This window comes from Bradyrhizobium sp. USDA 4354 (assembly GCF_054060315.1).
The window spans coordinates 2,765,117-2,780,014 of record NZ_JBSSDC010000001.1 but is presented as its reverse complement, the minus strand read 5'-3'; the positions used below and the strand labels follow the sequence as shown (position 1 = coordinate 2,780,014).

At 63.9% G+C, this 14,898-nt stretch carries 9 protein-coding genes, 1 tRNA gene and 1 pseudogene; 6 read left to right on the top strand and 5 right to left on the bottom strand.

What is annotated here, in order from left to right; all coding sequences use genetic code 11:
* Positions 1 to 149: 149 nt before the first annotated feature.
* Positions 150 to 506, bottom strand: a complete 357-nt coding sequence (locus tag ACVIIV_RS13040; protein ID WP_456744546.1) for a hypothetical protein — start codon at positions 504 to 506, stop codon at positions 150 to 152.
* 486 nt (positions 507 to 992) lie between these two features.
* Between ACVIIV_RS13040 and ACVIIV_RS13035 the strand changes: the two genes are divergently transcribed.
* From ACVIIV_RS13035 to ACVIIV_RS13015, 5 genes are all read left to right on the top strand, one after another.
* Positions 993 to 2,159 (top strand): CaiB/BaiF CoA transferase family protein, encoded by a 1,167-nt coding sequence (locus ACVIIV_RS13035; protein ID WP_456744545.1) that lies wholly within the window; start codon positions 993 to 995, stop codon positions 2,157 to 2,159.
* A 2-nt stretch (positions 2,160 to 2,161) separates the two neighbouring features.
* Positions 2,162 to 3,085, top strand: a complete 924-nt coding sequence (locus ACVIIV_RS13030; RefSeq protein ID WP_456744544.1) for an HpcH/HpaI aldolase/citrate lyase family protein — start codon at positions 2,162 to 2,164, stop codon at positions 3,083 to 3,085.
* Positions 3,086 to 3,091: 6 nt separating this feature from the next.
* A complete protein-coding gene (locus tag ACVIIV_RS13025; RefSeq protein WP_456744543.1) occupies positions 3,092 to 3,244 on the top strand; it encodes an AEC family transporter in 153 nt (50 codons plus the stop codon).
* A gap of 162 nt (positions 3,245 to 3,406) precedes the next feature.
* Entirely contained in the window at positions 3,407 to 4,351 is a 945-nt protein-coding gene (locus tag ACVIIV_RS13020; protein WP_456744542.1) for a winged helix-turn-helix domain-containing protein, read from the top strand.
* Positions 4,352 to 4,388: 37 nt separating this feature from the next.
* Positions 4,389 to 6,353: a 5'-methylthioadenosine/S-adenosylhomocysteine nucleosidase gene (locus ACVIIV_RS13015; RefSeq protein WP_456744541.1), complete on the top strand. Its 1,965-nt coding sequence runs from the start codon at positions 4,389 to 4,391 to the stop codon at positions 6,351 to 6,353.
* Positions 6,354 to 6,472: 119 nt separating this feature from the next.
* On the opposite strand, the gene ACVIIV_RS13010 is transcribed toward ACVIIV_RS13015, so the two are convergent.
* Together ACVIIV_RS13010 and ACVIIV_RS13005 are read right to left on the bottom strand one after the other, a co-directional pair.
* Positions 6,473 to 6,549 (bottom strand) — tRNA-His (locus ACVIIV_RS13010).
* Positions 6,550 to 6,983: 434 nt separating this feature from the next.
* Positions 6,984 to 7,418, bottom strand: a complete 435-nt coding sequence (locus ACVIIV_RS13005) for a phasin (RefSeq protein WP_456744540.1) — start codon at positions 7,416 to 7,418, stop codon at positions 6,984 to 6,986.
* Between the two features lie 637 nt (positions 7,419 to 8,055).
* Here ACVIIV_RS13005 and ACVIIV_RS13000 point away from each other — a divergent pair.
* Positions 8,056 to 11,509, top strand: a pseudogene (locus tag ACVIIV_RS13000) (PAS domain S-box protein).
* Between the two features lie 340 nt (positions 11,510 to 11,849).
* On the opposite strand, the gene ACVIIV_RS12995 reads toward ACVIIV_RS13000, so the two are convergent.
* The gene (locus ACVIIV_RS12995; RefSeq protein WP_456744539.1) at positions 11,850 to 13,022 is read right to left on the bottom strand and encodes a thiolase family protein; all 1,173 of its coding nucleotides are present in this window, start codon (positions 13,020 to 13,022) and stop codon (positions 11,850 to 11,852) included.
* Between the two features lie 245 nt (positions 13,023 to 13,267).
* Positions 13,268 to 14,857: a phosphoglycerate dehydrogenase gene (serA, locus tag ACVIIV_RS12990; RefSeq protein WP_456744538.1), complete on the bottom strand. Its 1,590-nt coding sequence runs from the start codon at positions 14,855 to 14,857 to the stop codon at positions 13,268 to 13,270.
* Between the last annotated feature and the right edge of the window lie 41 nt (positions 14,858 to 14,898).

Genomic DNA, 14,898 nt, shown 5'->3' with positions numbered 1-14,898 from the left:
AGCTGCGGGCGACCCTTTTCCGTCACCGGCGCCCGTAACGGCCGCAAGCCTGCGCGGCGTTGCGCGAACAAAACGAGTCCGGTGGCTGTCGCGAGACCGATGTCACCGGCGTGAGGGGTTTCAAAACAGGAACGCGCTTCGCTCTGGGATCAGCCTTCGCTGGATTTCTTCTTCTTCGCTGCCGGCTTGGCGCTCTTCTTCGCGGTCGTTGACGCCTTCTTGGGCGCGATGTTGGTCGGCTTGCCGGCGCGCAGCTCACCCGGCTCGGGCCCGGGGCGGAAGAACACCCGGCATTGCGGCGAGAGCTGCGCCTTCTTCTTGATCATGCAGGCGGTGATGGCATCGACGTTCGGAACGAACTCGCTGCACAGCCGCATCGCATCCGGCGTGCAGGCCTGCTGCTCCTCCTGGGTGTAGGCGAAACCGGCGCGCGGCAGCGCCAGGACGGCCAGGGCAAGGAAGAGGCTTGCGACGGCCAATGACGTCTTGAAGCGAAATGCCGGCATCGATTCCCCCACATGTCGAGTCAGTGGGAATAGTGGGTGAACGGCGGTTCGTTGGCAACCGAGGGGAGATGCGAAAGGTCGGAGCTGTGCGGTCTGGGCAACAGGGTGGTGAGCTAGGTGATCCGGCGGCGCTCGAGGCTCGCTCAACCTCTACCGCTTGCGGGAGAGGTCGCGCTGAAGGCGCGGGTGAGGGCTCTCTCCGCGTCGGGGTCCTCGATTGTGGCGACACCCCCTCCCCAGCCCTCCCCCGCAAGCGGGAGAGGGAGCGCACCAGTGCCTGCGGCAGCGACAAACCTCTTAAACTGCGAAAACAACCCCATGCACAGTAGGCAACTCACTGCAAACACTCAGCATCCCAATTCTTAGGATTTGACGAAGTCGAATTTGACTCGTCGGGCAAAACAGGGGCATGATGGCATCATCAAGAAAATGCGCGTGGGGTGGTTGGCTTGTCTCCTGCGCTGTTGGCGGGAGTGGAGGCGACACATGGAGGGGAATGAGGCGGAGCTGCCGCTGTCGGGCGTGACCGTGGTCTCATTGGAGCAGGCGATCGCGGCGCCGCTGGCCAGCCGGCATCTGGCGGATTGGGGCGCGCGGGTGATCAAGATCGAGCGGCCAGGGGCCGGCGATTTCTGCCGCGACTACGATCATGTGATGAACGGCATGTCGAGCCAGTTCGTCTGGACCAACCGTTCCAAGGAAAGCCTCGCCATCGACATCCAGAGCGCGGACGGCCGCAAGGTGCTCGACGCCCTGCTGCCGCGGGCGGATGTGTTCATCCAGAACCTTGCGCCTGGTGCTGCCGAGCGGCTCGGCCTCGATGCGGCATCGTTGCTGCGCAAATTTCCGCGCCTTATCGCCTGCGACGTCTCGGGCTATGGCACTGGCGGCCCCTACAGCGACAAGAAGGCCTATGATCTCCTGGTGCAGTGCGAGGCCGGCGTGCTCGCCGTCAACGGCACCGAGGCGGAGCCTGCCAAGATCGGGCTGTCGGTGGTCGATATCGCCACGGGCATGTACATCCTCAATGGCGTGCTGATGGCGCTGTATCGTCGGGAGCGCACCGGCAAGGGCACGGCCTTCCAGGCCTCGCTGTTCGATTCCATCACGGACTGGATGAGCTATCCCGCCTTCTACACCGAGAGTACGGGCCGGCCGCTGCCGCGCACCGGCGCGAAGCATGCGACGATCGCGCCCTACGGCCCGTTTCGCGTCGGCGACGGCAGCACCATCTTCTTCGGCATCCAGAACGATCGGGAATGGCGGTCGCTGTGCCGCATCGTGCTTGGAGACGCCGGCTTCGCCGACGACCTGCGCTTCCGCACCAATCCGCTGCGCATGCAGAACCGCGACGATCTGCAGGCGCATATCGAGCAGCGCTTTGCGACGATGACCAGCGAAGAGGTGCTGCGGCTGCTGGATGAAGCCGCGATCGCCAACGCGCATCTGAACTCGGTGGAGGCCTTCCTGCAGCATGAGCAGCTTCGCGCGCGGTCGCGGGTGCAGACGGTGGGATCGCCCTGCGGCCCGCTGATGAGCTTCCTGCCCGCGCTCACCATTCCCGGCGTGAAGCCGCGGATGGATCCGGTGCCTGATGTCGGCGAGCACAACGAGTCCATCCTCGATGAACTCGGGCTGGCCAAGGAGACGTGACGATGGTCTCGCAGCGGCCGAGCCGGGCCTATCTGGCCGTCCCCGCGCATCGCGCCCGTCTCGTCGCCAAGGCAGCGGCTTCAAGCGCGGACGCGGTGTTCATGGATCTCGAAGACGCGGTGCCGCCCGCCGAGAAGGGGCTTGCGCTGGAGGAAGCCGCCGGCGCGCTGTCTTCGCTCGATTGGAGCAACAAGCACGTTACGGTCAGGCTCAACGCCGTCGACAGCCCGTTCATTGCAAACGAGATCCGCACGCTGGCGGCGCTGCCGCGACTGGATGCAGTGATCGTGCCGAAGGCGGAGCGCGCCAGCGACATCGCCGCCATCGCCGATCAGCTGCGCACGGCTGCGCCCAACCGCGTTGCGCCGGTCGCGCTGGAATTGCTGATCGAGACCGCGCTCGGCCTCGTCAATGTCGACGCACTCGCCGCGTGCCACGACAGCGTGGCCGCGCTGCATCTCGGCGTCGGCGACCTCGCGGCCTCGCTCGGCGCCCGCACCTCTGACATCGGGATTTCGCCCGATGGCTACCGCCACGTCGGCTCGGCGCAAAGCGGCTACGCCTCCGCGCCGCTCGACCTGTTCGCCTATCCCATGATGCGCCTGCTCGTCGCCGCTCGCGCGTGCGGCCTGCGCGCGATCGACGGCCCCTGCGGCGCCTTCCGCGATGCCAGGCTGACGGAGGCCAGCGCGCAAAAGGCCGCGGCGATGGGCTTTGACGGTAAGCAGGTGATCCATCCCGACCAGATCGAGGTGACGCTGCGCGCATTCACGCCGTCGGCCGCGGAACTGGCGCAGGCAAGGAGGGTCGTCGAGGCGATGGAGACCGCCGAGGCGCAGGGACAGGGGGCGGTGACGCTGGACGGCAAGATGATCGACTACGCCAATGTGCGGATGGCGCGGAGGATTATTGGGCTGGGGTCGTAGGGGCGCATGGCCACGTTGCTAATCGTGGCGCCGGTGTTTGCGCTGATCGCGGCCGGCTATGCGGCGGTGCTGTTTCGCTTCGTCTCGGAGAGCGCGCACAAGGGCATCAGCGAGTTCGCCTTCAGCATCGCGATCCCCTGTACACCTATAACGCCCTGAAATGTCGGACAAATCTTGGCCAACTGTTGGGGACTGGCCCGTCCAAGCGCTAGTACATCGCAATGCCGACGTGGCGGCCCTTTCAGTGGAGGAGCGATTTAGGGTCGTTGATGGGCGAAAACTTACCTGTTACGGTTGCACTCATTAGCCGGAAAACTTCAATTGGACGCCTATCTCGAAATTGCGAGCCTCGTGCTGCGTGAAGCGCGCGCGCCATTACCCCCGCGCGAGATACTGAGACGGGGCTTGTCAGCTGGCATAGTTCCCTCCTCACTATACGGAAAGACTCAGCACAAAACATTGCAAGCGCGACTGAGCGAAGACATTCTGTTGCGCCGCGAGCGAAGCCCTTTTTTCCGTACGAAACCTGGATATTTTTTCCTGCGCGAGTTTCTTACGGATCCAGCAATTCCATCTGAGTACCGGGTACCTATTGTCGCTCGACGTCGACGCCGCGAGCTAGCCTACCACCACGCTCTGGCATTCGACAAAGACACCGCCCAAGAGATCTGCGACCGCCCAGTCGTTAAAGCAAACGCCGTACTGAAGCTTCTGCATGCTCACCACTATCATTATGCCAAGAGTTCACAGGATCGAGCTCCCAATGATGTGTTGATTTGGTCGTTTGTGGTGGTGCTGCGCCGTAATTGTGCTCTCACCTACCGGCACGGCCGCTTTCGCGAGGATCGAGATACGTTTTTACAGAAGCGTTCAATCGGTTTCTTCTGTCCCGTCGTCCATGATGATTTGACACTGTTTGATCAGGATGACCACGGTATCGTAGCAAGCGGGATGCGCGCCCTTTCCGTCGATTTGCATCTCGATTCCGACGTTCAGTTGTCGCGAGCAGCCGAACTAAAGGCCTTCATCTGCACGAATGAGAATACTACGTCCAACCTGCTTGGCGTCATCGCCTTGCAGGCACCGGATTGGCTCGAACCGATTAGTCGTCGGCTCGCAATTAACGATCTGGCGTGGCACGACCTGCGAACTCAAACCAATCATTTTGAGGATTTCGACCCTTGGTCGCAGCTCATTTTGGAGAACACAAAGTTTGTATTAGAAGATGCTTTGCGGGGTTCATCGGATGCAACCCCGAAGGACTAGCAAGTACTTCGATCTGACTGAGTCTGCGTACGTCGAATTGCTCATTGGCGATAGAGACCCAGAGAGCAAGAAGATCGGTCTGCAGCGCCTTTGCAAATTATACCGGCAGGGTCTGCGGCATCGCGAGCCTGAACGAATAGCCATCCATTTGATGGGACTGCTGCACGACGACGCTCCCAAAGTGAAGCGTTGGGCTTTGAATGCGCTTGCCGCGATCGGCACGCGAAATAACGTGAGAGCCATCGTTGAGGCCATTCAACGAAATCGGAACGACCCTGACATTCTCGGAGCTGGAGTTTCCGCGCTGTGTGCGCTGCTCTCACCGGAAGAAGCCAAAAAGCAGTTAGAGCTAGCGGATCTGCCGATGGCCGGCGCGATCTTGATGGCTGCTGCCCAGCATAGCGGACACTTTCAGAGCAGACTTCGCATCGCCCGCGTTCGGGTCGACTACGCTGAGCCGACGGAACTGCGCCTTGCAGGTATCTTAGTTGGCTTAGATAGAGCTCCTGAACATTTGTTCTCGTTGAGTGCGGGCAACGACGAGGTCATTGGGGAACTAAACTCTCATCCAGATCCGATTGTTGCTCAGTATTCAGTCTGGGCAACATGCGAGAATCCAAATCTCGGAATCAAAAACTTGCGGTTGCCGCTGCACGATGTGGAGGAGAGACCGCCGAATGTCCGGAAGTATGTTTACCAGTTAGCTGTCAAAGACGTCCAAACGGCACAGGACAATTATGACTTCCTTGTTCTTGGCTCGGAGGACTCCGATCCCGAGGCGAGAGCTGGACTAGCTACGGGACTACGTAGCATCTATTTCGATGGATTGGAGACTCTTGTTACCGATTGGTTCAATGACGAAGACATTGATCGGGTCAAGCAGCGACTGCTGGAGCACATGGCTCGCAATGCAGACCACTGCGCGGCTTATGCACAGCCGGCTCTACGTGCCTATCAAGCAGCCAATCCCGGCTCGTTGACACGCGCCCGCCTTGAGGCGGCCGCTCGGAACACCTCGCTATACCCCGCGATGAAACGCATCGAATATGATGCCGATGGACAAGACTTATTCCAAATGGAAACGCAAACCGTCAATCAGTCCCTGGGAGCGCACGCACGAGCGCACGCAGCAAAAGTCCTTATCGTCACTGCGCTCTCTAAGGAAAACGCTGCCGTTCGCGCGACGCTTGACGAGGTCTCGTCGTTGGGACGACCCGATGACAGCAACATCTACTGTGTTGGGAGCTTCAACAAGGACGGAGACCGACGGACTGTCGTTCTCGCTTCGGCCGGAATGGGCAAGGTAAATGCGGCCACAGTCACGACCAACGCACTTAGGTCATTTCCTGACATCGAGTACATTGTGATGGTCGGCATCGCTGGCGGATGTCCTAACCCCGCGAAACCCGACGAGCACGTGCGCTTGGGCGACATCGTGTTCTCTAACCACGCGGGTGTCGTAGAGTACGATTACGTCAAGGAGACGCGCGAGGGGCGGCAAACAAGAAGCTCACCTCAACGTCCTTCCGCTAAGTTGCTCCAAGCCGCGAACCAGCTGACGACACTCGAGCTGATGCGGGAGCGACCTTGGGAGCCGATCCTATCACATGCACTGATAAAGTTGGGTGATCGATTTGCCCGACCAGCCTTAACGAAGGATGTCTTGCACGAGAACGGGATTGTCGTAGCCCATCCGGCAGACCCCGAGCGATCCGAAATACCGCGCGTACACGGTGGCGTTATTGGAACAGCGGATACCCTGCTCAAGCACGACACAACGCGCAATCAGCTTCGCGACCAGTTCAATGTGAGGGCCGTCGAAATGGAGGCAAGCGGTCTTCAAAACGCTGCGTGGTTGCAGGGAAAAGATATCTTTGTTGTACGGGGGATTTGCGACTACTGCGACGAACACAAAAACGATGACTGGCAAAATTATGCAGCGGTCGCGGCGGCTGCCTACACGCGTGCTCTCATCGAAGAAATGCCCATAGAGTGGTTCTAATCTCGTTCTCGTCCACTTTGTCCCCTCCTGGACTGCCGCACAAGACGAGTTCGCTGGAGCTCCGGTGAGATTTCGATGGAGAGCTCGAAGCGATGTATGCTCTAAGTCATTGCCTTCGCTGGTACAGTTGGGTGGGCTCGAACCACCGACCTCCTGTTCCACAGACAGGCGCTCTAACCAACTGAGCTACAACTGCATCCTGGCGAGCCGCGCCTCGGGACGCCCTGAAGGGCCGGTGCCGAGGGGGGCTGGACGGGGCGGAAACTAGGTGCAACGGGGGTTTTTGGCAAGGCCGCAAAACCCGATATTTGCCCCTCTTCAGCGCGAGAAAATGAGGTCGATCGGCTGGGCGTTGCTCACCTCTCCCCGGCGGGGAGAGGTCGGATTGCTCCTGGCGATGCGAAGCATCGTCCGGAGCGATCCGGGTGAGGGGCCGCGTCCCGCAGTGAGACCTGAACCCCTCACCCGGATCGCATCTGCGATGCGATCCGACCTCTCCCTCCGGGAGAGGTGGTCCGAGCCCTTGGCGCTCGCCGATTGAACCCAAGCCGCATCGCCCGCAGCGTCGCTTCCAAAGAAAAACCCGGGCCTTTCGGCCCGGGTTTCTCTAACTCAAACCGGCCTCACCGCTCAGGCGGCGGGCTGGTAGTACTTCGAGGCGCTGGCCTTGATCGGCTCGGCGGTCTCATTGGCGACGCGCTGGGTGAGCTCGACCAGCTCCTTGGCCTGGGACTGGAAGGTCTCGAGCTGCTTGCGGGTGTGGCCGGTCCACAGCTCCAGCGCTTCCGACGGCGACTTGGCGCCGAACAGCTGCTGGGCGAAGTCGAGCTGGGCGCTCGAATTGGCCTTCATGAACTCGACCAGCTTGGCGGTGTACTCGCTCGCGCCCTTGGAGGCCGAGGTGAACACGGCTTCGACGGTGCCATTGTGGGTTTCGGCGGCGTCCTTGAACTTGGCGTAGTTCTCGCGGGCCTGCGACACGCCCTTCTCGGCGAACGCACGCATCTGCTCGGGAACCTCGAACGGGATGATCGAGGCAGAAAACGGATCAGTCGCACCTGTCATGGTTGTCCCTCACGCTAATGTAAAAAAATGGAGTGAGCCTTCTGGCGCGCCCGCCGGCCCCGATTGTGGACCCCAAGCATTGAGCGGGAACGAAAGACTGGAAACGCGAAACAAACGAGATGGCTCGCCCAGCGCCAGCACTATGGCTGCCTATCATGTCAACATTGTGCATCGCAATGCGCCAGGCCGGTGCGCCGCGAAATTTAATCCCGGGGAGGGTGAGGTTCCGGCTAGGGGGAACCGGGGGTTGAGGTAGGCGGGTGTGGCGGCCCTTCACCTCTCCCGCTTGCGGGAGAGGTCGGATCGCGCGAGCGATCCGGGTGAGGGCTCTTTCTTCTGGGGGAGTCTTCGTCGTCGAGACACCCTCTCCCCAACACTCCCCCGCAAGCGGGGGAGGGAGCGCACCTTTGTCGGGACACTCAGCGCGTCTAACTCGCTGCCCCACCGCCCACGAATCCCTTGGATGCAAGATCGGCGTGGCTTGCGGGTTTGGGCACATTAAGGTTATCGCCGCTTGGGGGGCCTTCCGGGCTTGCGGCCGTGGACCTGCCCGCGCCTCTCGGGCGATACTAACCCTTTCTTAAGGCTGCCATTCCGGCAGCCGCCACACCTGATGCGCGAGCGACAAGCCGGCCTGATGACGCGTTCGGATTTCCAGTTGCGAGGGGTGGGCGATCCGCGGCTGGCCGTGCATGCGACCTCTCCCCTGCCGGCCTGGCTGTGGTCGATCGACGGCGCGCGCGTGCTGTGGGCCAATCCGGTCGGCGCAAGGTTGTTCGGCGCGGCGAATAGCGCCGGCCTTTCGGACAAGGTGTTCGGCCCGGCGGACAGCCATCGCCGCCAGGTTATCAGGCTGGCCCGCCAGCTGCCGGCGAACGGCAGCGTGCGGCTCGAACGGCTGCGCGGCTTCGGCGCCCGGCTCGGCACGCTGATGACCTGCGCCTGCGCGCGGCTCGACTTTGCCGATGGCGGCCATCTCTCTGAAAGATCTGGCCTGCTCGTCATCGCGATGGACCCGACGCTGCGCACGATGCCGCTCGTCGAGCGGCTGCATCGGCTGGTCGCCGGCGCCAAGGTGCCGATGGCGGCGTTCGCACCGGACGGACTGTTCGTCGGCGCCAGCGAGGCCGCCCGCTCCCTGCTCGGCTTCCGCGATCTCGGTGAGGCCGGCCTCGACCGTGCCCGCAGCGATGCGCTGGCAACCGGCCGCGCCGCGACGTCGATCGGCATCGGCCAGATGGTGCTGCAACGGGTCGGCGCGGGCGCCGATGTCGGCCTGGTCGCGCTGATCGAGCCCGGCGCCGCGCACGAGGCGCCCGCAGCCGCCGCGCCGAAGAACACGACGGACGCCGACGCGCCGGTTGAAGCCGCGCAGCGGGACGCCGCGGTGACGGGCGAGCCGTCGTCGCGGGATGTGCAGGCCGGGATCGCATTGTTCGACGCCTTCGCAGAGCCGGTCGACGCAAACGAAACAGCCGAGCCCGAAACAGCCGCGCCGATGACGCCCGCGCCCGAACCGGCCGTGAGCGAAGCGGCCGCGGAGGCTGTCCAAGACCCCCTGCCCGACCAGACCAGTGAAGCCACGGCCAAAAACTCCGGTTGAAAACCGCTGCTCAGCCCTTGTGTCGCCGCAGGCTGCGCCGATCACTGTCGGCATGGTCGAGCCGCCGTCGGGCCAAGAGTCGTCGGGCCAGGAGCCCTCGGGCGAGCAAGAGCCGCCCGCACCGCGTCAGCATCCGCTGCGCTTCCTCTGGCAGATGGATGCAGAGGGCCGCTTTGTGCTTCTCTCCGATGAATTCATCCGCCTGATGGGCGCGCATACGGCCGCCGGCTTCGGCCGCCCCTGGCGCGAGATCGCCGAGAAATTCTCGCTCGATCCGGAGGGGCGGGTCGCGCAGGCGCTGGAAAGTCACGACACCTGGGCCGGCATCACCGTGAACTGGCCGGCCGACGGCGGCGAGCACATTCCGGTCGAGCTTGCGGGCCTGCCGGTCTACGACCGGATGCGCAACTTCGCCGGCTTCAAGGGCTTTGGCGTCTGCCGCGATCTCGACGCTCTCAACCGGCTCGAGGCGCTCAGGCGCTTCGAGCTGCTCGCCGAACCGCCAGCGCAGCGGGGCCGTTCCGCTGAGGTCGCCGAGCCCGATGCGGCGCCGGAGGCCAAACCCGAAGCCGAGCCCGAAGCGGCGGCACCACCGCCTCCGCCGACCGAGCCATCCGAGCCCGAGCCGACAGTCGAGCCTGAACTGCCAGAGCCCACACGCGACGCGACTTCACACCCAACCGAACTGGACACGCCCGTGGAAACGCCTCCCAATGTCGTGCCGTTCCGCTCGCCCGGCGATACGCGCCCCCCGACGCTGACACCGGTCGAGAACAGCGCGTTCAACGAGCTCGCCCGGCAATTGTCCGAGCGGCTCGAACGCGAGCGTGAGACCATCGCGACTGACGCGGCCGAGCCGCCGGCGGAGATCTCAGCCGAGCCGGCAGCGTCCGAGCCGCCGCAGGCCGCAGCCGAATGGCTGAACGAGCCTGCCCCGCCGGCGCGCGGGATGAGCGCGCGCGACCGCACGCTGCTCGACCTCCTGCCGACGGGCATCCTGATCTATCGGCTCGACCGCCTGCTCTACGCCAACCCCGCCTTCCTCGCGCGCATGGGCTATGCCAGCGTGAGCGCGCTGGAGCATGCCGGCGGGCTGGACGCGCTCTATGTCGAGCCGGGCGTGTCGCCGGCCAGCAGCACGTCGCAAGGCGGCACGCCTGTCACGATCAGCGCGACGGTCGCCAATGGCGAAGTGCCGCTGGCGACGACCGAAGCGCATCTGCACACGATCGACTGGGACGGCGAGAGCGCGCATGCGCTGATCTGCGCGCCGCCGCTGGCGGCACCCATCGCCGCGGCGCCCGTCATCGCAGAGACGGTGGTCGCGGAGTCCGTTTTCGGCGAGTCCTTCCCCTATGAAGCCGAGTCCGCGGCCGGCGATGCCGATGCCGAGGATCTCGCCGCGATCCTCGACACCACGGCCGAGGGCATCGTCATGTTCGATGCCGAAGGCAACATCCACGCCTGCAACCGCAGCGCGGAAGCGCTGTTCGGCTATGACGGGCAAGCGCTGCTCGAGCAGAACCTGATGACGCTGTTCGCGCCCGAGAGCCAGCAGATCGTCGCCGACTATCTGGAAAGCCTGAAGAGCCAGGACATTTCGAGCCTGCTCGACCACGGCCGCGAGGTGCTGGGACGCGAGAAGAAGGGCGGCGTCATTCCGCTCGCCATGATCATGGGCCGCACGCGGCCCGACGGGCCGAACTTCTTCGCCGTGTTCCGCGATCTCTCCCAGAGCAAGAAGGGCGAGAACGAGCTGACCCAGGCCCGCCGCCTCGTCCACAGTGCGGCCAATGCCAAGGCCGACATGCTGGCGCGGATCAGCCACGAGATCCGCACGCCGCTCAACGCCATCATCGGCTTTGCCGAGGTGATGATCTCCGAACGCTTCGGCGCGCTCGGCAACGAGCGCTATGGCGAATACATGAAGGACATCCGCGCTTCCGGCGAGCGCGTCATCGCCATCATCGACGACCTCCTGGAGCTGTCGCGGATCGAGACCGGCAAGCTCGATCTCAATTTCGCCAACCTCAATCTCAACGACCTCGTCGAGGCCTGCGTCACGGTGATGCAACCGCAGGCCAATCGCGAGCGCATCATCATCCGCACCTCGCTCGCCCATGCGCTGCCGCAGGTGAACGTCGACGCGCGCGCGATGCGGCAGATCACCATGAATTTGATCTCGAACTCGATCCGGCTTGCCAGTGCCGGCGGCCAGGTCATCGTCTCGACCGCGCTGACCGATCGCGGCGAGATTGCTCTGCGCATCCGCGACACCGGCCATGGCCTGTCCGAGCGGGAGGTCGCCGCCGCGATGGAGCCGTTCCGCACCCCGCCGCCCGGGGACGCCGCCGACAACTCGGCGCTGAGCCTGTCGCTGACCAAGGCGCTGGTCGAAGCCAACCGCGCGCGGTTCAACATCAAGAGTGCAGGGAATTCCGGCACGCTGATCGAGGTGGTGTTCGCGCCGGCGCTGGCGCGGGCGTGAGGTGGTCTTAACCTCTCCCCGCTCTTTGCGGGGAGAGGTCGGATCGTCCCCGGCGATGCGCAGCATCGTCCGGTGCGATCCGGGTGAGGGGCCGGGCAATCTGGCGCCACGGCCGATGCGCTATCCGACATCTCCGATCGCCGTCGAGCGCGTCACACCTACGTTTCAAATCCCACCCGCGGAGACAGCCCCTCACCCCACCCTCTCCCCGCAAGAACGGGGCGAGGGAGCGAGAGAGCGTCGCGTCCCTTAATGTTCAGCCAATTCAAATCGCGGCTCCAAGCCCAAACAAAAAGGGCACGGCTTGCGCCGTGCCCCTTCGCATTCATCGCGCCTGATCTCAGTGATAGATCTCGAACAGGCCGGCGCCGCCCTGGCCGCCGCCGATGCACATCGTCACCACGCCCCACTTGGCCTTGCGGCGGGCGCCTTCCTGCAGCAGATGGCCGGTGAGACGGGCGCCGGTCATGCCGAAGGGATGGCCGATCGCGATCGAGCCGCCGTTGACGTTGTACTTGGCGGGATCGATGCCGAGCTGGTCGCGGCAATACAGGCACTGGCTGGCGAAGGCCTCGTTGAGCTCCCACAGATCGATGTCGTCGATCTTGAGGCCGGTGCGCTTCAAGAGCTTCGGGATCGCGAACACCGGGCCGATGCCCATCTCATCGGGCTCGCAGCCGGCGGTCGCCCAGGCGACGAAGCGGCCGAGCGGCTTGAGGCCGCGCTTCTCGGCATCCTTGGCCTCCATCAGCACCACGGCGGCGGCGCCGTCGGAGAGCTGGCTGGCATTGCCGGCGGTGACGAACTTGCCGGGGCCTTTCACCGGCTCGAGTTTTGCCAATCCTTCCATCGTGGTGTCCGGGCGATTGCATTCGTCGCGATCGACCACGTAATCGACGATCGACTCGGCCTTGGTCTGCTTGTCGACGACCTTCATCTTGGTCTTCATCGGGACGATCTCGTCCTTGAACTTGCCCGCCTGCTGGGCCGCAGCCATGCGGCGCTGCGATTCCAGCGAGAACTCGTCCTGGTATTCGCGGCTGAGCTTGTAGCGCTCGGCGACGATGTCGGCGGTGTCGATCATGGCCATGAAGATATCAGGGGCGACCTTGAGCAGTTCAGGGTCGATCGATTCCTTCGGCGAGCCGCCGCCGGGGATCGAGATGCTCTCGACGCCGCCGGCGACGATGCAGTCGGCTCCGTCGGAACGGATCGAGTTGGCGGCCATCGCGATGGTCTGCAGCCCTGAGGAGCAGAACCGGTTCACCGAGACGCCGGCGGTGGTCTTCGGCAAGCCCGCAAGCAGCGCGGCCTGGCGGCCGATGTTCGGCGCGCCATGGGCGCAATTGCCGAGATAGCAGTCCTCGACATAGTCCTTCTCAACCCCGGCGCGATCGACCGCATGGTGGATGGCGTGCGCCGCAAGCGACATCGGCGGCGTGATGTTGAATCCGCCGCGGCCGGATTTTGCCAGGCCCGTGCGCGCATAGGAAACGATGACGGCTTCACGCATGTGTTTCTCCCTTATCGAACGACTTTGAACGGAGCGTGGATACGAGGCGTTCTGGGCGCCATTGGTACACAGTTTGGCGCGCGCGGGGAAAATAAATACGCCGCCTCCAGTGATGGAAGCGGCGTTGTTCCGCGGGTCGGAATATCTGATATGATGACCGTCATTCCGGGGCGATGCGCAAGCATCGCACCCGGAATCTCGAGATTCCGGGTTCTCGCTTCGCGAGCCCGGAATGACGGCGGACCTCAGAACGTCAGCGCCTTGGCCTGCTTGACCTGCGGCAGGGCCTGCACCTTGGCGAGCACGTCGGCCGGAACCGCGCCGTCGACCTCGACCAGCGCAATGGCATCGCTGCCGGGCGCGACACGGCCGAGATGGAAGGTGGCGATGTTGATCTTGGCGTCACCCAGAAGGCCCGCGAACTTGCCGATGAAGCCCGGCTTGTCCTCGTTGGTGACGTAGATCATCGACTTGCCGAACTCGGCGTCGACGCGGATGCCCTTGACGTCGACGAGGCGCGGCTTGCCGTCGTGATAGACGGTGCCGGAGACCGAGCGCTCCTGGCGTTCGGTCGCGACGGTGACGGTGATCAGGCTCTCATAGTCGCTCTGGGCGGCGCGCACGATCTCGTCGACCACCATGCCGCGCTCCTTGGCGACGACCGGCGCGGACACCACGTTGACCTCGCCCAGCATCGGCCGCAGCAGGCCCGACAGCACCGCGGAGGTGATCGCCTTGATCTTCATCTCGGCGACGTGGCCCTCATAGGTGATCTCGACCTTGAGGATGCCGGTCTCGGTGAGCTGGCCGGCGAAGGAGCCGAGCTTCTCAGCCAGCGCGATGAACGGCTTCAGCTTCGGCGCCTCTTCGGCCGTGATCGAGGGGAAGTTGACGGCGTTCGAGATCGCGCCGGTGAGGAGATAATCCGACATCTGCTCGGCGACCTGGAGCGCGACGTTCTCCTGCGCTTCGGTGGTGGAAGCGCCGAGATGCGGCGTGCAGATCACGTTGGGATGGCCGAACAGCACGCTCTTGGTCGCGGGCTCCTCGACGAAGACGTCGAAGGCGGCGCCCGCCATGTGCTTGGAATTGAGCGCATCGACCACCGCCTGCTCGTCGACGAGGCCGCCGCGGGCACAGTTGATCAGGCGCACGCCCTTCTTCATCTTGGCGATCGCGGCTGCATCGATGATGTTCCTGGTCTTCTCGGTGAGCGGCGTATGCAGCGTGATGAAATCGGAGCGCTTCAGGAGGTCGTCGAGCTCGACCTTCTCGACGCCGATGTCCTTGGCGCGCTCCGGCGACAGGAACGGATCGAACGCGATCACCTTCATGCGCAGGCCGAGCGCGCGGTCGGCGACGATCGAGCCGATGTTGCCGCAACCGACGACACCGAGCACCTTGCCGGTGATTTCGACGCCCATGAAGCGGTTCTTCTCCCACTTGCCGGCCTGGGTCGAGGCGTCCGCCTGCGGGATCTCGCGGGCGAGCGCCAGCATCAGGGTGATGGCGTGCTCGGCGGTCGTGATCGAATTGCCGAACGGCGTGTTCATCACGATGATGCCCTTGGCGGTGGCGGCGGGAATCTCGACATTGTCGACGCCGATGCCGGCGCGGCCGATCACCTTCAGCTTGGTCGCCTTCTCCAGGATCTTGGCGGTCGCCTTGGTCGCCGAGCGGATCGCAAGGCCGTCGTAATTGCCGATGATCTCGGCGAGCTTGTCCTTGTCCTTGCCGAGGTTGGGCTGGAAGTCGACCTCGACGCCGCGGTCTTTGAAGATCTGCACGGCGGCGGGCGAGAGCGCGTCGGAAATGAGAACTTTGGGTTTGGTCATGGGATGTGTCCTTCACACCCTCCCCTGGAGGGGGAGGGTCG